General features: G+C 64.8%; 21 protein-coding genes. 6 read left to right on the top strand and 15 right to left on the bottom strand.

Translation table 11 applies throughout. The annotated features are described in order from the left end of the window. Positions 1-44: 44 nt before the first annotated feature. Both WD006_RS10075 and WD006_RS10080 read right to left on the bottom strand, forming a co-directional pair. Positions 45-1,112, bottom strand: coding sequence for a 3-keto-5-aminohexanoate cleavage protein (locus tag WD006_RS10075; protein WP_008644170.1), 1,068 nt, complete (start codon positions 1,110-1,112; stop codon positions 45-47). A 70-nt stretch (positions 1,113-1,182) separates the two neighbouring features. After that, positions 1,183-2,163 carry a quinone oxidoreductase family protein gene (locus WD006_RS10080; protein WP_017512410.1) on the bottom strand — a complete coding sequence of 327 codons (981 nt, stop codon included), beginning with the start codon at positions 2,161-2,163 and terminating at the stop codon, positions 1,183-1,185. Positions 2,164-2,494: 331 nt separating this feature from the next. Between WD006_RS10080 and dbpA the strand changes: the two genes are divergently transcribed. Further along, positions 2,495-3,898 carry an ATP-dependent RNA helicase DbpA gene (gene dbpA, locus WD006_RS10085; protein WP_029307077.1) on the top strand — a complete coding sequence of 468 codons (1,404 nt, stop codon included), beginning with the start codon at positions 2,495-2,497 and terminating at the stop codon, positions 3,896-3,898. Positions 3,899-4,060: 162 nt separating this feature from the next. Here the strand turns inward: dbpA and WD006_RS10090 are convergent, their stop codons facing one another. Beyond that, on the bottom strand, positions 4,061-5,413 hold the full coding sequence (locus WD006_RS10090) for a serine hydrolase domain-containing protein (protein WP_029307078.1): 1,353 nt from the start codon (positions 5,411-5,413) through the stop codon (positions 4,061-4,063). 266 nt (positions 5,414-5,679) lie between these two features. Between WD006_RS10090 and WD006_RS10095 the strand changes: the two genes are divergently transcribed. Further along, positions 5,680-6,684, top strand: coding sequence for a dienelactone hydrolase family protein (locus WD006_RS10095; RefSeq protein ID WP_029307079.1), 1,005 nt, complete (start codon positions 5,680-5,682; stop codon positions 6,682-6,684). Between the two features lie 156 nt (positions 6,685-6,840). Here WD006_RS10095 and WD006_RS10100 read toward each other — a convergent pair whose 3' ends face one another. Further along, entirely contained in the window at positions 6,841-7,182 is a 342-nt protein-coding gene (locus tag WD006_RS10100; protein WP_029307080.1) for a hypothetical protein, read from the bottom strand. Between the two features lie 164 nt (positions 7,183-7,346). After that, positions 7,347-7,826 (bottom strand): polyhydroxyalkanoate granule-associated phasin, encoded by a 480-nt coding sequence (locus tag WD006_RS10105; RefSeq protein ID WP_035832340.1) that lies wholly within the window; start codon positions 7,824-7,826, stop codon positions 7,347-7,349. Between the two features lie 27 nt (positions 7,827-7,853). Between WD006_RS10105 and WD006_RS10110 the strand changes: the two genes are divergently transcribed. The 3 genes from WD006_RS10110 to WD006_RS10120 all read left to right on the top strand — a co-directional run bounded on the left by WD006_RS10110 (position 7,854) and on the right by WD006_RS10120 (position 10,067). Then, positions 7,854-8,033: a hypothetical protein gene (locus WD006_RS10110; protein WP_223277374.1), complete on the top strand. Its 180-nt coding sequence runs from the start codon at positions 7,854-7,856 to the stop codon at positions 8,031-8,033. A gap of 11 nt (positions 8,034-8,044) precedes the next feature. After that, positions 8,045-8,971: a LysR family transcriptional regulator gene (locus WD006_RS10115; protein WP_011519684.1), complete on the top strand. Its 927-nt coding sequence runs from the start codon at positions 8,045-8,047 to the stop codon at positions 8,969-8,971. Between the two features lie 100 nt (positions 8,972-9,071). Next, complete coding sequence (locus tag WD006_RS10120) at positions 9,072-10,067, top strand: Bug family tripartite tricarboxylate transporter substrate binding protein (RefSeq protein WP_029307082.1); 996 nt, start codon at positions 9,072-9,074, stop codon at positions 10,065-10,067. Positions 10,068-10,121: 54 nt separating this feature from the next. Here the strand turns inward: WD006_RS10120 and WD006_RS10125 are convergent, their stop codons facing one another. The 7 genes from WD006_RS10125 to araD all read right to left on the bottom strand — a co-directional run bounded on the left by WD006_RS10125 (position 10,122) and on the right by araD (position 18,126). Beyond that, entirely contained in the window at positions 10,122-10,739 is a 618-nt protein-coding gene (locus tag WD006_RS10125) for a LysE family translocator (protein ID WP_011519682.1), read from the bottom strand. Positions 10,740-10,813: 74 nt separating this feature from the next. Next, a complete protein-coding gene (locus WD006_RS10130) occupies positions 10,814-12,403 on the bottom strand; it encodes an EAL domain-containing protein (RefSeq protein WP_011519681.1) in 1,590 nt (529 codons plus the stop codon). A 285-nt stretch (positions 12,404-12,688) separates the two neighbouring features. After that, positions 12,689-13,522, bottom strand: a complete 834-nt coding sequence (locus tag WD006_RS10135) for an intradiol ring-cleavage dioxygenase (protein WP_029307083.1) — start codon at positions 13,520-13,522, stop codon at positions 12,689-12,691. Between the two features lie 107 nt (positions 13,523-13,629). After that, on the bottom strand, positions 13,630-14,568 hold the full coding sequence (locus WD006_RS10140) for a 2-hydroxyacid dehydrogenase (RefSeq protein WP_029307084.1): 939 nt from the start codon (positions 14,566-14,568) through the stop codon (positions 13,630-13,632). Positions 14,569-14,611: 43 nt separating this feature from the next. Next, entirely contained in the window at positions 14,612-15,580 is a 969-nt protein-coding gene (locus tag WD006_RS10145) for a Bug family tripartite tricarboxylate transporter substrate binding protein (RefSeq protein ID WP_008647177.1), read from the bottom strand. A gap of 79 nt (positions 15,581-15,659) precedes the next feature. Beyond that, entirely contained in the window at positions 15,660-16,379 is a 720-nt protein-coding gene (locus WD006_RS10150; protein ID WP_017515521.1) for a ribonuclease activity regulator RraA, read from the bottom strand. Positions 16,380-16,386: 7 nt separating this feature from the next. After that, positions 16,387-18,126: an L-arabinonate dehydratase gene (araD, locus tag WD006_RS10155; RefSeq protein WP_029307085.1), complete on the bottom strand. Its 1,740-nt coding sequence runs from the start codon at positions 18,124-18,126 to the stop codon at positions 16,387-16,389. A gap of 248 nt (positions 18,127-18,374) precedes the next feature. Here araD and WD006_RS10160 point away from each other — a divergent pair, with 248 nt between their 5' ends. Next, positions 18,375-18,665 carry a helix-turn-helix transcriptional regulator gene (locus WD006_RS10160; protein WP_324608775.1) on the top strand — a complete coding sequence of 97 codons (291 nt, stop codon included), beginning with the start codon at positions 18,375-18,377 and terminating at the stop codon, positions 18,663-18,665. A 43-nt stretch (positions 18,666-18,708) separates the two neighbouring features. Here WD006_RS10160 and WD006_RS10165 read toward each other — a convergent pair whose 3' ends face one another. From WD006_RS10165 to WD006_RS10175, 3 genes are all read right to left on the bottom strand, one after another. Beyond that, a complete protein-coding gene (locus tag WD006_RS10165; RefSeq protein ID WP_029307087.1) occupies positions 18,709-20,178 on the bottom strand; it encodes an SLC13 family permease in 1,470 nt (489 codons plus the stop codon). Between the two features lie 156 nt (positions 20,179-20,334). Next, on the bottom strand, positions 20,335-20,997 hold the full coding sequence (alkB, locus tag WD006_RS10170; protein ID WP_029307088.1) for a DNA oxidative demethylase AlkB: 663 nt from the start codon (positions 20,995-20,997) through the stop codon (positions 20,335-20,337). Positions 20,998-21,063: 66 nt separating this feature from the next. Then, positions 21,064-22,098, bottom strand: a complete 1,035-nt coding sequence (locus WD006_RS10175; RefSeq protein ID WP_029307089.1) for an alpha/beta fold hydrolase — start codon at positions 22,096-22,098, stop codon at positions 21,064-21,066. Between the last annotated feature and the right edge of the window lie 147 nt (positions 22,099-22,245).

Below are 22,245 nucleotides of genomic sequence, written 5' to 3' on the forward strand. Positions count from 1 at the left end.
ACCCTGGGGGGGCAGGGGCTGGCGTCTGGCCCGGCGGGCTGACTTCAGGACGGCAAGTTCTCTTGCTTGCGCAGGAAACCCTGGTTGGCGCCGTTACGATTCGGCGAGAAGCCATTGGCCTGAAGCGTCTCTTCCACGGTGTCGTAGAAGACCCCAAGCTTGAGGATTTCCCGTGTCTGCTTGGCTGTGGCGATGGGGCGACCGAATTCGCGGGAGATGCGCACCAACTGCTTGATTTGCTCGACGGAGCTCATCTTTCCAGTGCGGGACTGGTTCCAGAGCACGTCCTCGATGCCGCACCGAACGTGCAGGCCCAGCGCGATGCCGATCATGTTGATGGGCAGCACGTTCAACACCGAACTCTCCACCGTTACCACGGCGCCGTCCGGCACGGCACGCAGCATATTTGCCAGGTTGAAGATGTTCGCCTGATCCATGCCACCACTGATGGCCACCCAGTTCATCACCAGCGGCCCCTTGTAGACGCCGCGGCGAATCATTCGCTCGATCGTTTCGAAGCTATTGATGTTGTAGCACTGGAACTCGCTCTGGATGCCGGCAGCGGTCAGACGCCGGATGTGTTCCTCGGCCCAGCTCGGGTTCGAGGGCACGACCATGTCCTTGTAGGTCTTGTAGAGGTGCGGGAAGCCGCGCGAGACACCCTTGAAGTCGTCGAGACCGGCATGTTCCGTCACGTTCATCTGTGAAGTGTTGACGGTGACCGTCACCTGGTCGGGTTTCGGATCGAGTTCGGCGAGCATGTGTCGCGTGTCATCGCTGAGCCATTTGGCGTCCTGGCCCTCTTCCGGCGCGAAGCTGATGGAGCCGCCCACCTGGATCACCATATCCGGCACGGCGGCGCGCACGCCCGCAATCAGCTCATTGAACATCGACAGACGCTTGCTGCCCTTGCCGTTGGCCTCGCGCACGTGCAGATGCAGCACTCTGGCGCCGGCTTCGTAGCAGTCCACCGCCTTCTGGATCTGTTCTTCCATGGTGACCGGAATGTCTTCCGGGAAATCTTCGGGAATCCAGCCCGGCGCATACGGTGCGGCGGTGATGATCAGCGGTTGCTGGTTCTCGGGGTACAGGTGGCCGTCAAGGAAATGCATGGATGGGTCTCCGGATGAATGATGAATAGCGGGGATGGCGAACGGGATGCTCCCCAGGGAAGGGCAACCGTCAGATTGCGAAAATGGACGAACCGACGATCTTGCGAGCCTCAAGGTCGCGATGCGCCTGCACGGCATCCTCCAGCGCGTAGCGGCGATTGATGTCGATGCGAATGCGGCCTGCGGCCACGTGGCCGAACAGCTCATCGACCAGCTCCGCCTTTTCGGCGGGATCGGCGATGTAGTCGGCAAGGCCCGGTCGCGTCAGATACGCGGAGCCCTTGCGGGCCAGAATTGCGGGGTCAAATGCCGGGACGGCTCCGGAGGCGAAGCCCACGCAGACCAGCAGGCCACGGCGCTTGAGTGAGTCCAGCGACGACATAAAGGTGTCCTTGCCCACGCTGTCGAAGACCACGGACACGCCTACGCCATCCGTCAGTTCCCGCACGCGCTTGGCCACGTCCTCATGGCTGTAGTTGATGGTGTGGTCACAGCCATGGGCGCGCGCCACTTCGGCCTTGGCGTCGGTGGAAACCGTTCCGATGACGGTCAGCCCCAGCAATTTGGCCCATTGCGAGAGGATCAGGCCGGCACCACCCGCGGCCGCATGGAGCAGGATGGTGTCGCCCGCCTTGAAGGGGTAGATCCGGCGCATCAGGTACGCGGCTGACAATCCCCGCATGGTCATGGCCGCCGCGACTTCGCAACTGATGGCTTCCGGCAGCTTGATCAGCGGGTCGGCGGAGATCAATCGGTCGGTGCTGTAGGCGCCCAGCGTGGGTGTAAAGCCCGTATAGGTCACGCGGTCGCCGACGGCAAGATGCGTGACGCCGCTACCTACGGCCTCGATCACGCCGGCGGCTTCGTTGCCAATGCTGCTGGGCAGGGGAACCTTGTAGAGGCCGCTGCGAAAGTAGGTGTCGGCAAAGTTCAGACCGACCGCCACGTGACGGACACGGACCTCGCCCGGTCCCGGCTCACCAACCGTGGCGTTCTCAAAACGAAGGACGTCGGGCCCGCCCGTTTCATAAATCCTGACGACTTTCGCCATGTGGTCTCCTGTCTGCTGTCGAATATGGAGGTCCACCTGCGGCGTGCGGATCGAGCGCGTCAGATGGACAACCTGTGTGGTGAATCATCTGATCTGGCCAAACTTTCCGCTTTTCCGTGCATGTCTTGAACTTTCCCTTTTGCGACAGGGATATGGCTGGCGCGGTCACGTTGGGGTAATCGGCTCGTGGGCGCGCTGCCGCCGCATTCGCACCCGTCAATGTTGAGCGTGCCGGTCGCGGCGATGGCCCAGCGTGTGCTGATTTCGTCATGCCGTCAGGCCGCAGGGCAGGTAAGGCGTGCAAGACGCGGCCGCGCATCTATAATCCGGCATGACTTCTTCAGCCCCTACCTCATTCGCCACGCTGCCGCTGTCCGCGGCCATGCAGGCTACCCTCGTCCAGCTCGGCTACGACGCCATGACGCCGATCCAGGCAGCCAGCCTGCCGCTCGCGCTGGCTGGTCACGACCTCATCGCCCAGGCCCGCACCGGCAGCGGCAAGACTGCGGCGTTCGCGCTCTCCCTGCTGCATCGTCTCGATCCGCGTCCGCTCGACGTTCAGGCGCTGGTGCTCTGTCCCACGCGTGAACTGGCCGATCAGGTCACACAGGAGATCCGTCGTCTCGCCCGCGCGGAGGACAACGTCAAGGTGCTGACGCTCAGCGGCGGCTCGCCGATCCGGCCGCAGGTGGAGAGCCTTGTTCACGGCGCGCACGTTGTCGTAGGCACGCCGGGTCGCATCATCGATCACCTCGATCGCGGAAGCCTGAATATCGATGCGATCAACACGCTGGTGCTCGATGAAGCCGATCGCATGCTCGACATGGGCTTTCACGACGACATCGCATTTATCGCCAGCCACGCCCCGAAGGACCGGCAGACGCTGCTGTTCTCGGCCACCTATCCGGCTGCCATCGACAAGCTCGCCCATCGCTTCCTGCGCCAGCCGAAGACGGTGAAGGTGGAAGAGGCGCACGACGCGGCCACCATCACCCAACGCTTCTACGAGGTGGAGGAGGGCGATCGGCTCAACGCTGTCGGCCGATTGCTCGACCATTTCCGCCCGGCTACCACTCTGGCCTTCTGCAATACGAAGGCGCGCTGCCGCGATCTGGCCGACCTGCTGCGCGCGCAGGGCTATGCCGCGCTTGAACTGCACGGCGACCTCGAACAGCGCGATCGCGACCAGGTGCTGGTGCAGTTTGCCAACCGGAGCTGCTCGGTGCTGGTCGCCACCGACGTGGCCGCACGCGGGCTCGACATCGCGCAGCTGGAAGCCGTGATCAACGTGGACGTGACACCCGACCCCGAGGTCCATGTCCACCGCGTCGGCCGTACCGGGCGCGCGGGCGAGGCAGGCTCGGCCTTCAGCCTTGTCAGCCTGGATGAAATGGGTCGCGTCGGCAACATCGAGCAGCACCAGGGCGGTGAGTTCGAATGGCACGCGCTTGACGAACTGACGCCGTCAGGCGGCGGGCGTCTGCTGCCGCCAATGGTCACGCTGCAGATGCTGGGCGGGCGCAAGGAGAAGATCCGGCCCGGCGACATCCTCGGCGCGCTGACCGGAGAGGCTGGCTTCACAAAGGAGCAGATCGGCAAGATCAGCGTGATGGAGATGTCGACCTATATCGCCGTGGACCGCGCCATCGGACGCGAGGCGGTGAAACGGCTGAACGAAGGCAAGGTGAAGGGCCGCAAGGTGAGAGTGAGAATGCTGACGACCGATCAGCGGTAACTCGGCTGAGCCATACCAGCGAGCCTGGCGCAGCGGTGATCAGGATATGTGCGACTGATCCGATCGCAAACGCCAGGTCGCCGGCTCTACCGTCACCATAAGGTCGACACGCAGGGGTTCGAGCGCCGGTCTTGCTGCACCTGACCCCGTGATCCGGTGGGCTTAGTGCGGTATGGCCCCGTAGACGGCCCGGATTGCGGCGATAAAAGCTGTCGATGATTCCAGCGATCCATTGCGTGCCGCCACAGTCTTGCCCGCCTCTGCCGAAGCGCCGCGAGGCGCCGAATCAGGACTCGAAGAGAACTTCACTACGCTCAGTTCTTTTTTCGGATTGATGTAGATCTTCTGCCCGAACCGGCCGCTCGCCTCCACGGAGCCATCGCCATCGTTCACCTGATACCAGTAGTCACCATATGCGTAGCCCGGCCGGCCAGCCGCGAGGCGGCCCGTGGCGAACCCGGCCTGGTTTCCGCGCGGGTGCAATGCGGCACGGACAGCTTGAACAGGAATGCCCGCGTCGGCATCCCCGGCCTGCGCGCGCCGGACTGCGTCGGCAAAACGGGCCGCATCGCGCAAGGTCGTGCTCAGGCCACCGCTTGCCATTTCTGTTCCGAGTGAGTCGACCTGAATGTAAGCGTCGTCCTGGGCCAGCTTCGACCAGACCGTTTCCTGCGCCAGTTCCGCCCACGATTTGCCAGAGATTCTGCGCATCGCCCATGCAACAGCTTCCGGCGATCCGTTCTGGTAGAACCAGTAATCTCCCGTAACAGCCCTCTTGTCGGTGGAGACGGTCTTGAGGAAGTCATAGATATTGTCCGGCGCACCCGCGCGACGCGGGATGATTCCGACCGCGCCGAACAATCCCAGATCGGGCGGAAGCTCTGGCGAATACGCGACGGGCACTTCCATGTCGAGGTTCTGCGCGACCGTGGCGTCGCCGAATGGATTGCCCACCAACTCAGGCACATAGGTGGCCAGCCTTGCTTCGGGGTTAAGCCTGCCATCGACGATCAGCATGGCCGCCATCAGGCCCGTGAGCGATTTGGTCATCGACGCCCAGATGTGCGGCTGCGCAGGTCCGAAGCCATCCAGGTACCGTTCAAAGACAATCTGGCCTTTGTGCAGCACGATGAAGCCATCGGTGTGGGTGTCCCGAAGGTAATCGGACAATTTGACTGACTGTCCTTCCACATTGAACTGCACGTCATCGAGACTTGCTGCCGGCCGCTCCGGCAGAGTCATTGGCGTTGAAGCGTGCCGAACTCCCGCCGTCGGCGAGGTCTCGCGCGCATGACGGAAGGCCCAGCGCATATATGGTGGCTGGAATGCGTTGGTCTTGGTCACACGCATGGCTGGAGACGGCGGAAAGCCCTCCATGACATCGACGTCCTTCCGGTCGTTGCTCTGGCCCAGCGACTGTGCCGCGACCCCGCCCGTCACGGCGAGGAGCGCTATCGTGGCGATTGCCCTGCACTTGCGCTGCCAATGAATGCGGTGGCGAGGCACGGTGTCCATTCTTTCTCCTTTGCAAAGCATGCTCCGGAGTATGAAAGCGAGGATTCTGCCTAACAAGAAACCGAGGGGCATCGAGTCATAACTGATGGGAATCCCCTGCGGTGCGGATTCAAGTGTCATCTCTTTTCAGGAAATGCCCCGTTCGCCACGCTGGAAGCATCATTTAGCGGATGGGCATGGTGCTACCTAGACTATCTGGGGGGCAATACTCCGCGTGTGAGTATGTGCTCACAGCAAGGCACAAGAAGACACAAGAAGGGGGTGCCATGAAATCCGCAATTTCCTATCTGGCTGCGCAATTCTGCTTGCTCTTCACACTCGGGTGTCTGTCACCCGACGGACTGGCGCAGGTCGCCCGGACCGAAGTCATTCCCGTACCGACTGTCACCATGTCGGACCAGGAATTTCTGGCCGGAGTCGAGGGCGGGCGGCCTGCAACGATTGCGGGCGAACTTCGGCTCCCCAAGGCCGGGGCGGACCGGCTCCCACTGGTGATTCTGCTGCATGGCTCAGGCGGCATCGGTAGTTCGGTGACCGACTGGGAGCAGGATCTTCTGGGGATGGGCGTCGCGACGTTTGTCCTTGACAGCTTTTCTGCCCGTGGCATCACCAGCACGATCAACGACCAGACTCAGCTACCTCGCCTGGCGCAAATGGAAGACGCCTTTCGCGCGCTCGCGATTCTTTCAAGACACCCGCGTATCGACCCGACGAGAATCATGCTCGTGGGGTTTTCGCGAGGCGGGCAGAATGCGCTTTATGCAAGCCTGAAACGGTTTCACCGATTGCACGCATCGCCCGGAACCGAGTTCGCGGCCTATGTCGCCTTTTATCCCGACTGCTCCTATACGTATCGCGAAGACGATGACCTTGTTGCAAAGCCGTTAAGAATTCTCCAGGGCAGCGCAGACAACTACGACCCGGTTGGCCCGTGCCGCGCATATGTCGATCGGCTAAAGGCGAAGGGTAACGATGCGATGTTGATCGAGTATCCGAAGGCCAATCATGCCTTCGATTCGCGGGCGCTCGCGTCTGCCGTGCAGCTTCCGCGCGCGCAAACAACGCGGCATTGCAGGACGGTGGAGTTGGAGAATGGGTTGCTGGTCAACGCCCAAACCAGCAAGCCTTTTACCTACGATGACCCGTGCGTCGAGCGGGGCGTGACCGTCGCCTATGACGAGCAGGCAGCAAGGGAGGCGAGGCAGGCCCTTCACGAGTTGGTGATCGCGGTGCTAAAGCCGGGTGCCGTCGCAACCGTAACGCGCCCGTGATCGTTGTGGTAGTTGCCAAGGCGCCCGCGGTTGCCCAGACGGCGCGGACGCGCTGAAGTAGTGCGGCTGTCGACGGCCCGTCACCCGAAGCAGAAAGCCCGGCGCGGCCTTGCGGCGGCACCGGGCGGGTTCATGGCGTCAAACGAGGGATGAGGGCTACTTGTCGGAGTCGGACTTGGCGCCGTCCACGAAGGGGTCGAACTTGCCGGTGCGCGCGCCGTCGGTGTACGGGTCATACTTGCCCGCCTTCGCGCCCTCGGTGTACGGGTCGGCCTTCTGGTCCGGCACCAGATTGGATTGCGCCGACGTGTTCGCGCCCTGGGTGTAGGGATCGAACTTGTCGCCGGTCCTGGCGCCGTCGGTGTACGGGTTGTACTGGTCCGACTTCGCGCCTTGCGTGTAGGGGTCGAACTGCTTCTTGTCCTGGGCATGTGCCATCGGCGCGGCCACCACGGCCGCCGTGGCAACAATCAGGCTGGTGAGGAGGATCTTGCGCATAGTCGCCTCGCGAGATGGGCGCGAATCACTTGCCTGGCCGGGTGCGCCCAGAATGTCATCGGGCAGGCGGCATGACGCGGAGGTCAGTCCCTTGCAGCATAGTCGTTACAACGAAGAACGACGATCTCCGCGTGATGCCGCCAGAACGAATCTGCAACCGTTGGTTACGTCGACGACGCGGCTTTACCCTTGCGCGGATGTGGCGTCTCGCGGATAGACGCTGCGGGAACGTCTTCGACCTCGCCGCTTGGTGCTGCGGCAGGCATATCGGTGACGGCCGCTGGCATCAGTGACAACGGTGTTGGCAGCACCGGCAGCCCGAACATGTGACCCCAGGCATCCATCCATGCGCGCTGCGTGGAAGCCGTCAGTTCGATCATGGCCGTGGCGTAGCGCAGCGGGATCGACAGGAGCGGGATCTGGCACGACCATTCGCGCACGTAAAAGTCCTCGGGGTCCTGCGGCACGAAGCACGATGCCCAGTCGAACTGGACTTCCTCGAACATCGAACGCGTGAAGTCGGCATTGAGGCCCATGAACTTGTGCCAGCCGTCCATCGCGGTGTGATCGAACGACTTCAAGGCCTGGAACGAGAATGTCGGCATCGGCCACAACGTTGCGGCAGCCGGTGGAGTGCTTTGCATGGTGGAAGCTCCGTTTGGATACACGTGGTGATCAATAGCGTGGCAAGCGAGGACTGTGCCTGCCATCTGCCGGTCATCTGGCGGGTGACGGTGCAGCGCGGTGACGGTAGCGTCACCGCGCTGCACGGCGAGGGCGATGTCAACATGCTCGGCCATCGTGTCCGCCCGGTCAACCCGCGCACAAGGCACAATACCGGGGGCTTGTGACAGGAGAGGAAATGGAACTGCGGCAGTTGCGCTACTTCGTGCACGTGGTGGAGCTTGGCAGCATGGGGCAGGCGGCCCAGCGACTGGGCGTCGTCACGTCTGCGTTGAGCCAGCAGATCAGCCGCCTTGAGAGCGAGCTATCCACGCGACTGCTGCAGCGCACGTCGAGCGGCGTGGTGCCGACCGACGCGGGCCTGGCCTTCTGGCGTCAGGCGCAACTGGCGCTGCGCCACGCGGACGATGCCGCGCGCGCGGCGCGGACGGCGCGGCTGTCGGGCCACGTCAGCGTGGGCATGGCACCGAGCACGCTGGCGGTGTTGGGGCCTCCGTTCATGGTCGCGATGCGCGAGCGTTATCCCGATATCCGTCTTCATCTGGTCGAAAGCCTCTCCGGCAACCTGGCTTCGATGATTGGCGCGCGCCAGCTTGACCTGGCCGTGCTGTTCCAGCTCGAAGCGGGTCAGCGCTGGAGCACCACGCCATTGCTCGAAGAGCGGCTTTTCCTGATCGCGCGCCCCGATCAGCCCGGGTTGCCAGCGGCGAATGCGGTGCGGCTCGAGGACATAGGCGACATCCCGCTGATTCTGCCCAGCAGCGCGCACGGCCTGCGCGCCGTGCTGAACGCGGCCGCGGCCCGTCACCAGCGTGCGCTGAACGTGGTGGCCGAAATCGACGGGCTGGCCGTACTGATGGACGCCGTGCGCGCCGGCATTGGCGCGACGATTCAGCCTGGCGCCGCCGTGGCGCGCCATCTGGGCGACCCGCTGGCGCTGATCGAGATCGCCGATGCCAGCGTCAGGCGTCCGAACCTGCTGGTCAGCCTGTCGGACGACGAACTGTCGCCGGCTGGCCTGGCAGCGCGAGGCGTGCTCGAATCGGTGGCCCGTCAACTGGTCACGGCCGAACGCTGGCCCGGCGCCACCCTTCACAAATCCTGAACACCTCCCGCCGGCACGGGGCTGGTGCAGGCTTCGCCACCTTCGTAAAGTCTCAGGGATCAGGCATTTCAGAATTCCATAGTTCCCCGAGGAGACTCCCATGACCCCATGCATGGCGCGCCGCACGGCGCTCAGGATGCTGGCGGGGGCGGCCATTGCCATGGCCGCCGTCCCGACCGGCTCCGCATTTGCCGCCGACCACTGGCCGTCGAAACCGATCACGCTCGTTGTGCCGTTCGCGTCGGGCGGCACCACGGACATCATCGGCCGTGCGGTCGGACAACGGCTGGGCGAGGCGCTGGGTCAGCCCGTGGTGGTCGATAACCGTCCCGGCGCGGGTGGCACCATCGGCGGCGCGCTGGTAGCGCGTGCGAATCCGGACGGCTACACGTTCCTGCTGGCGACCGTGGCTCACACCATGGCCCCCGGCATCTACAAGACGCTGCCGTACGATTTCCAGAAGGATCTGGAACCGATCGGCATGGTGGCGCTGACGCCCAACGTCGTGCTGGTGAACACGTCGATTCCCGCCAGGAACGTGCAGGAACTGATCGCCTACATCAAGGCCAATCCGGGCAAGGTGAACTACGGTTCGGCGGGCATCGGCAGTACCGAGCACCTGTCCGGCGAGCTGTTCCGCTCGGCCACGGGCACCGATATCTCGCACGTGCCCTACAAAGGCGGCGCGCCGATGATGACCGACCTGATCGCGGGCCAGATCCAGATGGCGATCGAGACCAGCCCGTCGGCGAATCCGCACGTGAAGAGCGGCAAGGTCAAGGCGCTGGCCGTCACGTCGGCCAAGCGTTCGCCCGCCTATCCTGGCGTGCCGACGGTGGCGGAAAGCGGCGTGCCCGGCTACGAGGTGACCACGTGGTATGCGCTGATGGCGCCGCGTGGCACCCCGGAGCCGATTCGCCAGCGCATGAGCGCAGAACTTGCCAAGGTGCTGAAGCAGTCGGACGTGCAGAAGCGCTTCGACGATCAGGGCGTGACGGCTGGCGACATGACGCCGCCGCAGCTTGCCGCCTTCATCAAGACGGAAACCACCAAGTGGACCAAGGTGGCGAAGGATTCGGGCGCGAAGGCCGAGTAATCAGCGGTACGGCATCGGGGTGGTCATATCCCCGGTGCCGCCAGGGGTATAGGGCTACAGGGCGCGCCGGATCTCCGACACGCCGAACGCGGCCAGCGCCACGCCGGCCGCGCGATCGATCCACTGGCGCACGCGCATCCCCAGCGCATGACGGGCGCCACTGACGATCGTCACCAGCACGCACCACCACAGGATCGAGCCGCAGAACACGCCGAGCACCGTTGTCATCGCGATCGGGGTCGAGAACGCGCCACGCGGCGCCAGTGTGGCGAACAACGCGGCGAACATGATGATCGTCTGCGGGTTGGTGAGCGTCAGCAGCAGCGCGCTGCCAAAGGCCCGCGCGCCGTAGCCATTGCTGTTCAGCGTAGCCGCCTGGTCGGTCGGCTTCTGCAGGAACGTGCGCAGCCCCAGGTAGACCAGGAACAGCCCGGCGGCCAGATGCAGTGGCTTGTCGTAGGCCAGCATGAATTGCGAGACGCCTACCAGCCCCAGCGCCGCCACCAGTCCGTAGATCGCATCGCCGCAGGCAATGCCGAAGCCGATGGCCAGCCCGGCGCGGGGCCCGTCGGTCAGCGTCCGCCGGATGCAGAGCATTCCCATCGGGCCGACAGGGGCGGCCACGGCCAGACCCACGCCGGCAGCGGTCAGGAACAGGGCAGGTAGCGACATGCGGGGGCTCCGGGGTCAATACGTTGGGAAATGATTCGGCGGCGTATCACCGGTGGGTTGGTCGATTCTAGCCGTCAGGCCACCGCTTGCGGCGTGGCCCGCGTCATCAGTTGCGCCAGTTCCACAGCGGGCATGGGTCGCCCGAACAGCCAGCCCTGGCCGTAGTCGACGCCCTGCTCGCGCAGGAAGTCGGCCTGCATCTTGTCCTCGATGCCCTCGGCGATGACCTGCAGGCCGAGCGACTGCGCCATCGCGATGATGTGCGGCGCCACGGTACTCGACGCGGCCTCCTGGCCGATCGTGTCGACGAACGACTTGTCGATCTTGAGCGCATCGACCTTGAAGCTCTGCAAGTACGACAGGCTCGAATAGCCGGTGCCGAAGTCGTCGATATAGACCGGATGTCCGGCATCGCGAAATGCCTGGATCGTGTCGCGGGCCACGTCGGGCTCCAGAAAGCCGCGCTCGGTGGCCTCGATGCGGATCTGCTGGGGCGCGATGCCTGAGCCGCGCAGCCGCGCATTGAGCACGCTCAGAAAGCGCCGGCTCTTGAGGTCTTCCACGCCGACGTTGATCGACACGTAGAACGACGGGAACCGGCGCAGCAGCGTGCCGAGTTCCGACAGGATAATGTCCAGCACCTGGTCGGTGATCTGCTGGATCAGACCAGCGTTCTCCGCCATCGGAATAAACAGGTTGGGCCGCACGAGCCTGCCGTTGCGGCGCCAGCGGACCAGCGCCTCCACGCCCACCCAGTGGTTGTCCGCCAGCGAGGCAATCGGCTGGTAATGCACTGCCATCTCGTGGCGGCGCACGGCGCTGCGCAGTTCGCCTTCCAGGCTGAAGCGCCGTGTGGCCCGTCGCCAGACCAGGATGCCGAGCGGCACGCCGGCGGACAGTCCCACCACCAGCCCGCCGATCAGCAGCGATTTCCAGTTGGCCAGCAACGCCGCGCGCGGGGCAAGCACCACGACCGCCAGCGGCATGTTGCGTGATTTACGCAGGACGATCGAGGCGTCGTCTTCCTGCGCGGCGTCGGCGCCTGACCCATATGAGTGTTCCGAGTAGGCCTGCTGCAGCCGCGTCAGGTTCGCGCCCTGCGTTGCCGAGAAGATACGGCCGGCGTCGGTCTGCACCACGGCCAGCATTCGCGATTCGCGATCGACGACATCGACGAAGACCTGCGAGTCGAGCCCGACGTTGTTGCCGTTGCGGCCGATCAGCACCACGTGGCGCTGGGCATTGAACGGGACGGGCTGGTCGAACCAGTAGTCCAGCCCGTCAGGCGTGCGCCAGTCGGGCGGCGGCAAGGGGAGCTGTCCAGGCTCGATGGGGCCAAGCAGCGCCGAGCAAAGCCGTTTGCCGGCGCGATAGATGCCGGCGTCCTGAATATAGGAATAGGTGTAGGTGATGCGGCGAAGCTGGACCAGGTTGGCGGGTGTGCATGGCTCCTCCCGGAGCATTTCCATATCCTGCAGCGCATTGATTGCCTGCGTCATGACCAGTTCGGCCCGCCGGGTCGCGGCATCGGCAAACACGCTTAGTTGGTCCGCCTCGCGCCGGTTCGCCTCGAGCTGCGCCATGAACACACCGATTCCCACGGGAAACAGCGTGGCCAACGTCGTCAGCACGATCGTCACCACCAGGAACCAGCTTCGCTGCATCGGGGGCCCTCACGAGACTACGCTGCACGCGGCGCCTTCGGTGGGCGCCATCCATTGACCAACTAGTACTGAGCGGAGGTGAGCTGCAACAGGGAAATCATTGCCGTTGTGGGGAGCATAGCGAACAATTGCCGATCATGTCTGATACTTTTTTCGGCGGCGGCAAGCGCCCGGACGCCGCTACCATGGGTTTGGCGGCGGCAATCCGTACAGCGTAGGGGATTTGACTGCACCCGGTATATCCGTCATGCGGGTGAGACGGAACCGGGGCGGTGGGGCGGGATGCTACTTCTGGAGATGCTGGCCGGGAACGATCGCCTCGACGCGGGCCATGCCTTCGGCAGGCACCATGGATTTGCCGAAGCCGCCGGGTGCGCCGGGTGGTGGCCCCGGCGGATGGCCTGGCTCGCGCGGCGCCGTGGCGGTGGGATCAACCACCAAGGTCAGCGCGATCACATACCGGTCGCGGGCTTCGCGCACGGCGCCCAGCACGGTATCGCCGGCCATCAGCGCGATGCCGTCATTGCGGTTGAGGACTTCGCGCACGCCCTTGCGGCGGTATGTCGGCAGTTGCGTATAGAGATACTCGCTGAGCGCATCGGGCAGGAAACACTGCGTAGTCAGCAATGTACGGCTGCCGTCGATTACCTTCATATGCAGATGCGTGGCGCGCCCCGCGTACCAGCCGGGGTAGATGGTGCGGAACACCGCCACGCCGTCGGCGCCCACCGGCTGGCTTCCGCGCAGGAATGTGCGGTCCCGCATGGACACGCGCTGGCCGTGGTCATCCACCTGGCCCGCATAGCCGGAATAGACCCCCGAGGCATTGCAGTGCCAGAGGTCGACGCGCCTGCCCGCGAGCGGCCGGCCATGCATGTCGACCACCGTGAAGCGGACCTCCACCGGCACGCCTGGCTGGCCTTCGGTGATGTCCTGGCGGACCTTGCCGGCATCGAAGTAGAACGGCCCCTCGGTGGTCTGCGCGGTGAGGGGCAGAGGCGTGGCGGGCGTTTGCGCCGTGGCCATGCGCGATGCGGCCATCAGGCCGGCGCCGCCAAGCCCCATGGCCAGCAGATGACGGCGGCGCCCCGAGGGCCGGGGCCGAGAGTCTTCGGGCATCACACGTTCCGTTAGGGCGATGAAGATGTGGGATGCCAGTGTAGTCCGGGCCGGGGCGCGCAGTATTTCTGCCTGGTGTCGACCCGGCTACACTTCGGATCGCGAAGTCAGACGGCGGATTTCAGCACCGCGCCGGTGGCGAAGAAGCTCTGGAGGTTGTCGAATACCAGATCGGCCATGGCGGCACGGGTCTCATGCGTGCCGCTGGCCACGTGCGGCAGCAGCACCACGTTGTCGAGCGCGAACAATGCTTCGGGCACGTGCGGCTCGCGCTCGAACACGTCGAGCCCTGCGCCCGCGATGCGCTTGTCGGTCAGCGCGCTGACGAGCGCGGCTTCGTCCACCACCGTGCCGCGTGCGATGTTGATCAGATAGCCCTGCGGCCCGAGTGCCTCCAGCACGCTGGCCGAGATCAGGTGCCGCGTGGACGGGCCACCCGACGTCGCTACCACCAGGAAGTCCGCCCAGCTCGCCAGCGCTTCGAGCGACGGCTCAAAACCGTAGTCGACACCGTCCTGCGGCTTGCGGCCGAAGTAGCGCACCTCCATGTCGAATCCGATCGAACGCCTGGCGATGACCCGTCCGATACGGCCCATGCCGACGATGCCCAGGCGCTTGCCGCTGACGCGCGTGGTCAGCGGATACGGGCCCTTGGGCCATTCGCCGCGCCGCACGAAGCGGTCCGCGGCGCTGACCTGTCGCGCGGCGTCCATCAGCAGCGCGAACGCGGTGTCCGCCACGCAGTCGTTAAGCACGTCCGGCGTGTAACCAACCGCGATGCCGCGCGCGCGGGCTGTCTCCAGATCGAGCTTGTCGGTGCCCACGCCAAAGCTCGAGATCACGCGCAGGTTCGGCAGCGCGGCCAGCATCGCGGCATCGACGCCGATCGCGGCGCGCGTGGTCATCGCCACGAACTCGCCACCGTGTTTTGCCAGATAGCCGGCGGGATCGGTTTCGGCCCAGAACGGATGGACATCGAACTGCTCGGCGAGCTGGGCTTCGGTCTTTTCCGGGAGTCGGCCATGCTGAAGGAGGCGGGGTTTCATGCGAGAAGAGTCCTGTGTTATCGGTGTTTTGGCTGGGTGCGGGTCAGTCCGCGCTCAGATGATTATCGGCGATGATCTTTGCATAACGCTTTCGGTCCTGGGCGATGATGGCGGCGAACTGCTGCGGCGTATTGCCCACTGGAATCGCGCCCTGCTCGATCAGTTGCTTCTTCACGTCGGGCATGACCACCACCTGCTTCACGCTGGCGGCGATCTTGTCGACGATCTCTTTCGGCGTGCCGGCCGGCGCCAGCAGTCCCACCCATGAGCCCGACTCCGCGTTCTGGATGCCGGCTTCGGCCAGCGTCGGCACATCTGGCATCGACGGCGAGCGCACGGTGCCGGTCACGGCCAGCGCGCGCAGCTTGCCGGCCTTTACGTGGCCGGTAGTTTCGAGGATCGACGCGAACAGCATGTCGACGTTGCCGGCCATCAGGTCGGTCATCGCCGCACCGCCGCCCTTGTATGGGACGTGGAGCATGTCGGTGCTGGTCGCCGCCTTGAAGATCTCGCCAGACAGATGCGGCGAGCCGCCGGTGCCTGAACTGGCAAACGTTAGCTTGCCCGGCTTGGCCTTGGCCAGCGCCACGAGTTCCTTCGGCGTATTCGCGGGCAGGCCCGGCGTGACCACGAGCGCAAATGGCAACTCGGCCATCATCGTCACCGGGACGAAGCCGTCAGGGTTGTAGGAGAGCTTCTTGTACAGGAACGGATTGATCGATTGCGTGCCGACGTTGCCCGCCACCAGCGTGTAGCCATCGGGTTTGGCGCGCGCGGTGAGTTCCAGGCCAACGTTGCCGGCCGCGCCGGGGCGGTTGTCGACGACCACCGGTTGTCCCCAGAGCTGCGACAGGCGCTGGGCTACAAGGCGCGTGCCGATGTCAGTGCCGCCACCGGGGGTGAACGGCACGATGATTGTCACGGCGCGTGTGGGCCAGTTCGTCTGCGCGGGGGCGGTGACGGAGAGCGTGGCGGCGCAAAGCGCCACGGCAAGGCGGGCTGTCTTCAACATGGGGTCTCCCGATTTTTATCGTTATCGTTTGTGATGCGCTCCCCTCGCCCACGTTGTGGGAGAGGGGAGATCGAACGCGCTACCGCCTGTGTTCCTTCCGCCAGACCGCGAAATCCTCACGCGCTTTTTCAGTGGTGGGCGGATACAGCCCGATGATCGAGCGGCCCTTGCGTACCTCCTCGGTCACGAAGTCCTCGAACGCGGTCATCTCCACCGCTTCGGCGGCGATGTCCTCCACCATTTCCTGCGGGATCACGACCACGCCTTCCGCGTCGCCGACGATCACATCGCCGGGAAACACCGCCACATCGCCGCAACCGATCGGCACGTTGAATTCCAGCGCCTGGTGGAGGGTGAGATTGGTCGGGGCAGATGGGCGATGGTGATAGGCGGGCATCGCCATCTGCGCGATTTCAGGAGAATCGCGGAAGCCGCCGTCGGTCACGATGCCGGCGCCGCCACGTTGCATCAGTCGGGTCACCAGGATCGAGCCCGCGGATGCGGCGCGCGCGTCTTTCCTGCTGTCGATGACCAGCACCGCGCCGGGCGGGCATTGCTCGATGGCCTGGCGTTGCGGATGGTTCGGGTCCTGGAACACGGTGATCGGATTCAGGTCCTCGCGCGCCGGGATATAGCGCAGCGTGAACGCTTCGCCGACCATCGTGCCGGGGTTGGACTGGATCGGCCGCACGTCCTGGATGAACTGGTTGCGCAGCCCGCGCTTGAACAGCGCGGTGCACAGCGTGGCGGTGCTGACGGTTTTCAGCGCGGCGCGCAGGGCAGGGGTGAGCTCGGACATGGCGGGTTCAGTAGATGCTTGGTTCGCCGGCGGCTTCGCCGAAGTCGGTTTGCAGGAAATCGAAATCGCAGCCGTCGTTGGCCTGGCGGATATGGCGAGAGAACATCCAGCCGTAGCCGCGCGAGTAGCGGGGCGGCGGCGGTTGCCATGCCGCGCGGCGGCGTTCGAGCTCTTCGTCGGAGACTTCCAGATGGATGCTGCGCCGGTCGATGTCGACCGTGATCAGGTCACCGGTTTGCACCAGCGCGAACGGCCCGCCGATGTACGCTTCCGGCGCCACGTGCAGGATGCAGGCGCCGTAGCTCGTGCCACTCATCCGCGCGTCGGACATGCGCAGCATGTCGCGCACGCCCTGCTTCACGAGCTTCTTCGGAATCGGCAGCATCCCCCACTCGGGCATGCCTGGCCCGCCCTGCGGCCCCGCATTGCGCAGGATCAGCACATGATCGGCCGTAACGTCGAGGTCTTCGTCCTCGACCGCTGCCTTCATCGACGGGTAGTCGTCGAACACGAGCGCCGGACCGGTATGTTTGAAGAACCGTTTTTCGCACGCGCTCGGCTTGATCACGCAGCCGTCCGGTGCGATGTTGCCGCGCAGGACGGCCAGCGCGCCTTCCTGGTAGAGCGCGTTGTCGCGCGTGCGGATCACGTCGTCGTTGTAGACCTCGGCCCCGGCGATGTTCTCGCCCAGCGTGCGGCCGGTGACGGTCAGCGTGTCGAGATGCAGCTTGTCCCGGATACGGCCCATCAGCGCGGGCAGCCCGCCCGCGTAGAAGAAGTCTTCCATCAGGTACTTGTCGCCGCTGGGCCGAATGTTGGCGATCACGGGCACGTGGCGGCTCATGCGGTCGAAATCGTCGAGACCGATGTTATGGCCCGCGCGGCGCGCCATGCTGATGACGTGGATGATCGCGTTGGTCGAGCAGCCCATGGCCATGGCCACCGCGATGGCGTTTTCGAACGCACGGTGCGTCTGGATGCGTGCGGGCGTCAGGTCTTCCCAGACCATCTCCACGATGCGGCGACCCGATTCGGAACACATGCGGATATGATTGGCGTCCGCCGCCGGAATCGACGACGCACCCGGCAGCGTCATGCCAATGGTTTCGGCGATCGCCGTCATCGTGCTGGCGGTGCCCATCGTCATGCACGTGCCGTGGCTGCGCGCGATGCCGCCCTCGATGCCGATCCACTCGGCCTTGCTGATGTTGCCGGCGCGGCGTTCGTCCCAGTACTTCCATCCATCGGAACCGGAGCCGAGCACCGTGCCCTTGTAGTTGCCGCGCAGCATTGGCCCGGCCGGCACGTAGATCGCCGGCACGCCGGCGCTGGTGGCGCCCATCAGCAGGCCCGGCGTGGTCTTGTCGCAGCCACCCATCAGCACGGCCCCGTCGATCGGGTGGGAGCGGATCAGCTCCTCGGCCTCGATCGCCAGCAGGTTGCGGTAGAGCATGGTGGTCGGCTTGACCGAGCTCTCGGACAAAGAAATGGCCGGTAGCTCCACTGGGAAACCACCGGCCTGCAGGATGCCGCGCTTGACGTCTTCCACGCGCTGCTTGAAGTGCGCGTGGCACGGGTTGATGTCGGACCACGTATTGATGATGGCGATGAGCGGCTTGCCCATCCATTCATCGGGCGAGTAGCCCATTTGCATGATCCGTGAGCGGTGCCCGGATGAGCGCAGATCGTCAGGCGCGAACCAGCGCGCGCTGCGGAGTGCGTCCGGCGTCTTTCTGTGAGCCGTCATCTTGTCTCTTCCACGTTGGTATTCGTCATAGTCGTCAGTTGTCATACGACTATTGGCTGGCACAGTGTACTCACCGACGCAACCGGGCGTCAATGCAAGTCAGATATGTGGCGGTTGGGATTGCGCGACAGAAAATTCGCCCTATGCTCCACATTCATGGCGCATCGGGCGTGAAAATTTGTCATGAATATCGCGAAATTGATAGATTTCAGATATTCATTTCTCGGTAATCAATGATGTCGAGAGTCGTGATTTCGAGCAGCGAGCAGCTCGGCCAGGTGCTTCAGGGCGCGCGGAAGATCGCCGGGCTTTCCCAGGCAGATGCCGCAGCCCGGCTGGCCATCAGCCAGAGCCGCATTTCGCACCTGGAACTCAACCCCGAGACGATCAGCGTGGCGCAACTGCTGGCGCTGCTGGCAGCCTATGACCTCGACCTGTTCGTGGAGCCGCGCGCGTTGGATGACAAGCCGGACGACAAGCCGGACCCCAAGCCGGGCACCACCTTGAGCGACGCGGAGATCGACAGGCTGGAGTGGTGAGGTCGTGCGGTTGTGCGGTTGTCAGGTCAGGGGGCTGGGTGGTTCAGGGCAGGTAGCCCAGCAGGCGCCACCAGAGATAGTCCAGCGGCAGCAGCGCCACGATCGTGATGGCCGCCATGGTCAGGCACAGGCGCGTGCCGTGCCGCAGGCCCACGCCGCCCAGTTGCATCGCGATCATGATCGGCGGTGACTGGTACGGGAAGAATACGGTGGAGAACACCGGCACCTGCAGCATCAGCACGGATTCAAGCGGCAATCCGGTGGCCTTCGCCAGATCGGCGGCAAGTGGCGTCAGCACGGCCGGCAGGGCCGGCAGCGTGGACAACATGCCGATGACGGCGCCCATCGCGCCAATCGTGCCGACATTCGCCGCGGTGTGGCCGGGCGTCATCGGCAGCCAGTGCAGCAGCCCCGCGCTGATCGCGCTGCCCAGGCCCGTCGATTCGACCACCGCGCCCAGCCCCAGGAAGCCAGCCACGTAGATCAGCGGTACCAGATGGACCTGCTCGGTCATGGCCTTTGGCGATACCAGCCCGATGCCCGGCAGCAGGCAGATGATGCACGCAGCCAGCGAGATCCACGCGGGCGAAACGCCATGCCAGGCATCCGTGGCAAAGCCCGCCACGGCCAGCGCCAGGATGATCGCCAGCGCGCGCTCCTGCGGCCCCATCTGCGTGCGGACGCTGGCGGCTTGCGGCGCGATCGGCCCGCTTTCAGGGAACATGCGGCAGATTACCCAGATCAGCACCACGGTCTTCAGCACGCCGAGCACCGGGAAGTGCAGCAGCAGATAGCTGCCGTAGCTCAGGTTGATGCCATAGAGCGAACTGGCAGCGCCCAAGAGCACGCTGTTCGGAATATTGGCGGGCAGGATCGACGTAGGCGGCATGTAGCTCGCGGCCGCCACGGTCAGCACCATGCCGATGCGGCCGTTGGAGCCGGGCGCGAAGCCAAGGCGGTCGGCCAGCGCCAGCACGATCGGCATCAGCAGCAGCACGCGGCCCGTGGTGGAGGGCATCAGGAAGGCCAGGCCCACCGCGCTGAGCGCCACCGTGATGATCACCTGCGGATAGGTGCCAACGCGCTTGTGGAAGATGATGTCGGCCAGCCGCAGCGCCAGTCCCGTGTTGCGCAACGCCACGCCGGTGACGGCGCCACCAAACATCAGCCACCACGCGGTGGATGTGAACCCCGAGAACACCACCTTTGGCGGGGCAATATGGAACACCACCGCGGCAAGGAAGAAGAGCAGAGTGGCGGTGGGCTCAGGTAGCGCCCCGACCGCCCAGCAGCACACCGTCGACAACACCAGCGCGCCGGCCCAGATCAGCGCAGGCGGCGCCTGCAGCCACTGCCCTGCGATCCATACCACGCTGATGCACGCGGCGATCAGCAATGCCGCGCGGATCGAATCGGCCGGACGGCCGCCGAGTGGCGCAGGTTTGGGTGGCGGGGTTTCCTGCAATGGCGCGGTGTTGTCGGGCTGGCCGGTATGGCCGGGAGAGGCTGACATCGGGGTTGTCTCGCTGGCTGCCGGGCGCAACGTGGCGCCGGCCTTGTTCTGATGATGGTGCGGTGCCGCTATCGTAGTGGTTGTCCTACTGTGCAGGCAACTGCCCATGCACTCCCGCGTCATTGGCGGGTCTTGGGTCTTGCTTGGCGGTCTTGCTTAGCGGGTCTTGCGAAACGTCAGGTTGATTCGCTCGCTTCCGGTCAACGCATGATCGCCGTCGGCCAGCGGGGCGATGCCGTGGAAGACCAGCCTGGATGGTCCACCCCAGACCACCACGTCACCATGCGCGAGCCGGAATCGGCCCGGCCGGTCGGCGCGACGCAATCCACCCCAGAGGAAGACGGCCGGCAGGCCCAGTGAGACAGAAACGATCGGTGCGCGCAGATCGAGTTCGTCGCGATCCTGATGCAGCGACAGGCGCGTGCCCGGCAGATAGCGGTTGATCAGGCAGGCATCGGGTGCAAAACCGGGATAGCCAGCCGCTTCCGCCGCGTGTTCGGCCAACGACCGGAACACGGCAGGCATGGCCGGCCACGGCCGTCCTGACTCCGGATCGACCGCATCGTAGCGATACCCGGTGCGATCGGACACCCAGCCACGCTCGCCGCAATTGGTCATGGCCACCGACATGCGCAGGCCGCCCGGCGTGATCAGATGGCGGAACGGCGCCTCGGCACTGATCGTCTGCACGGCGTTCAGCAGTTCCGGCCCCGCATCCCGCGCGAATCCATGCAACACCACGGCACCCGGCGCAAGCGTCTCCACGGCAGGCGGGGCGTTGGAATCGGCGGGAAGGGCGTCGAAGAGGTCGAAGGTCATGGCGGGCATTTCGGGTACCTGGGATGGTACCCGGGATCGCAGTTGCCGTTCACCCGCCCGTCACGCCTACTTGCCACCCACCTTCGCCAACCCCTCCAGCAATGCCTTGTGGAACGCCTGCGGATCCTGCATCTGTGGCGCGTGGCCCATGTCGGGGAATTCGACCAGTGTCGTGTTCGGAATCGCCTTGGCCGTCGCTTTCGCAAGTTCGGGGTAGTGGCCGAGCTTCGCCTGCACGTCTGGCGGCGCGGCGTCCTTGGCGATGGCGGTGGTGTCCCGGTCTCCGATCATCAGCAGGGTCGGGGCCTGGATCGCGCTCATCTCATAGACCACGGGTTGCGTATAGATCATGTCGTAGAGCAGTGCCGAGTTCCACGCAACGATCTGCTTGCCCGGGCCGCGGTTCATGCCGGCCAGCATCTGCACCCAGGGCTCGTACTCGGGCTTCCACTGGTTCACGTAGTACGTCGATTTCTCGTAATTGCGGATCCGGTCGGCCGTCACGTTGAGTTCGCGCGCGTACCACTGGTCCACCGACAGCGACGGCACGCCCTTGGCCTTCCAGTCTTCCAGGCCGATCGGATTGACCAGCACCAGTTGCGCGGTTTCCTTTGGATACATCAACGCATAGCGCATCGCCAACATGCCGCCCGTGGAATGGCCCATCACGGTGACGTCGTGCACGCCGATCGAGGCCAGCAGATCGTGGGTATTGCGCGCGAGTTGCTGGAACGAATACTGGTAATGCGGCGGTTTGGTCGATTTGCAGAAGCCGATCTGATCGGGGGCAATCACGCGGTAGCCGGCGGCGGTGAGCTGCTGGATGCTCTCCTGCCACGTGGCAGCGCAAAAATTCTTGCCATGCAGCAGTACCACGGCGCGGCCGTTCGGCTTCTCCGGCTTGACGTCCATGTAGGCCATCTCGAGCGGCTGCCCTTGCGAACTGAAGCGATATTGCTGAACCGGATAGGGGTAATCGAATCCCTCGAGTTGGGGACCGTAGGCCGGGCCGCTATCGGCGGTCTGGGCAGCGTGGGCAGCTTGGGCGAGTGGGACGGAGAGGGCGATGGCTGCGAGCAGCAGCGGACGGACTTTGAGCATGGTGCGCAAGGGGGCGTGCGGATCGGGAGGGGAATCGTCGCACAAATGCCCATGTCGTGCTTGGGCGGCCCCTCGGCCTTCGTGGGCGAAGGCGTGCGTGCCGGCGCACGCATCAAGCGCGAGTTGTGTTCCCCCTCTCTCTCATGA

This window comes from Cupriavidus sp. Met-2, assembly GCF_049843575.1.
GTDB classification, from domain to species: domain Bacteria; phylum Pseudomonadota; class Gammaproteobacteria; order Burkholderiales; family Burkholderiaceae; genus Cupriavidus; species Cupriavidus metallidurans.

What these genes read in the sequence shown, in the direction of transcription:
- WD006_RS10075 (WP_008644170.1), bottom strand. Translation starts at nt 1,112, where the DNA reads ATGCATTTCCTTGACGGCCACCTGTACCCCGAGAACCAGCAACCGCTG.
- WD006_RS10080 (WP_017512410.1), bottom strand. Translation starts at nt 2,163, where the DNA reads ATGGCGAAAGTCGTCAGGATTTATGAAACGGGCGGGCCCGACGTCCTT.
- dbpA (WP_029307077.1), top strand. Translation starts at nt 2,495, where the DNA reads ATGACTTCTTCAGCCCCTACCTCATTCGCCACGCTGCCGCTGTCCGCG.
- WD006_RS10090 (WP_029307078.1), bottom strand. Translation starts at nt 5,413, where the DNA reads ATGGACACCGTGCCTCGCCACCGCATTCATTGGCAGCGCAAGTGCAGG.
- WD006_RS10095 (WP_029307079.1), top strand. Translation starts at nt 5,680, where the DNA reads ATGAAATCCGCAATTTCCTATCTGGCTGCGCAATTCTGCTTGCTCTTC.
- WD006_RS10100 (WP_029307080.1), bottom strand. Translation starts at nt 7,182, where the DNA reads ATGCGCAAGATCCTCCTCACCAGCCTGATTGTTGCCACGGCGGCCGTG.
- WD006_RS10105 (WP_035832340.1), bottom strand. Translation starts at nt 7,826, where the DNA reads ATGCAAAGCACTCCACCGGCTGCCGCAACGTTGTGGCCGATGCCGACA.
- WD006_RS10115 (WP_011519684.1), top strand. Translation starts at nt 8,045, where the DNA reads ATGGAACTGCGGCAGTTGCGCTACTTCGTGCACGTGGTGGAGCTTGGC.
- WD006_RS10120 (WP_029307082.1), top strand. Translation starts at nt 9,072, where the DNA reads ATGACCCCATGCATGGCGCGCCGCACGGCGCTCAGGATGCTGGCGGGG.
- WD006_RS10125 (WP_011519682.1), bottom strand. Translation starts at nt 10,739, where the DNA reads ATGTCGCTACCTGCCCTGTTCCTGACCGCTGCCGGCGTGGGTCTGGCC.
- WD006_RS10130 (WP_011519681.1), bottom strand. Translation starts at nt 12,403, where the DNA reads ATGCAGCGAAGCTGGTTCCTGGTGGTGACGATCGTGCTGACGACGTTG.
- WD006_RS10135 (WP_029307083.1), bottom strand. Translation starts at nt 13,522, where the DNA reads ATGCCCGAAGACTCTCGGCCCCGGCCCTCGGGGCGCCGCCGTCATCTG.
- WD006_RS10140 (WP_029307084.1), bottom strand. Translation starts at nt 14,568, where the DNA reads ATGAAACCCCGCCTCCTTCAGCATGGCCGACTCCCGGAAAAGACCGAA.
- WD006_RS10145 (WP_008647177.1), bottom strand. Translation starts at nt 15,580, where the DNA reads ATGTTGAAGACAGCCCGCCTTGCCGTGGCGCTTTGCGCCGCCACGCTC.
- WD006_RS10150 (WP_017515521.1), bottom strand. Translation starts at nt 16,379, where the DNA reads ATGTCCGAGCTCACCCCTGCCCTGCGCGCCGCGCTGAAAACCGTCAGC.
- araD (WP_029307085.1), bottom strand. Translation starts at nt 18,126, where the DNA reads ATGACGGCTCACAGAAAGACGCCGGACGCACTCCGCAGCGCGCGCTGG.
- WD006_RS10165 (WP_029307087.1), bottom strand. Translation starts at nt 20,178, where the DNA reads ATGTCAGCCTCTCCCGGCCATACCGGCCAGCCCGACAACACCGCGCCA.
- alkB (WP_029307088.1), bottom strand. Translation starts at nt 20,997, where the DNA reads ATGACCTTCGACCTCTTCGACGCCCTTCCCGCCGATTCCAACGCCCCG.
- WD006_RS10175 (WP_029307089.1), bottom strand. Translation starts at nt 22,098, where the DNA reads ATGCTCAAAGTCCGTCCGCTGCTGCTCGCAGCCATCGCCCTCTCCGTC.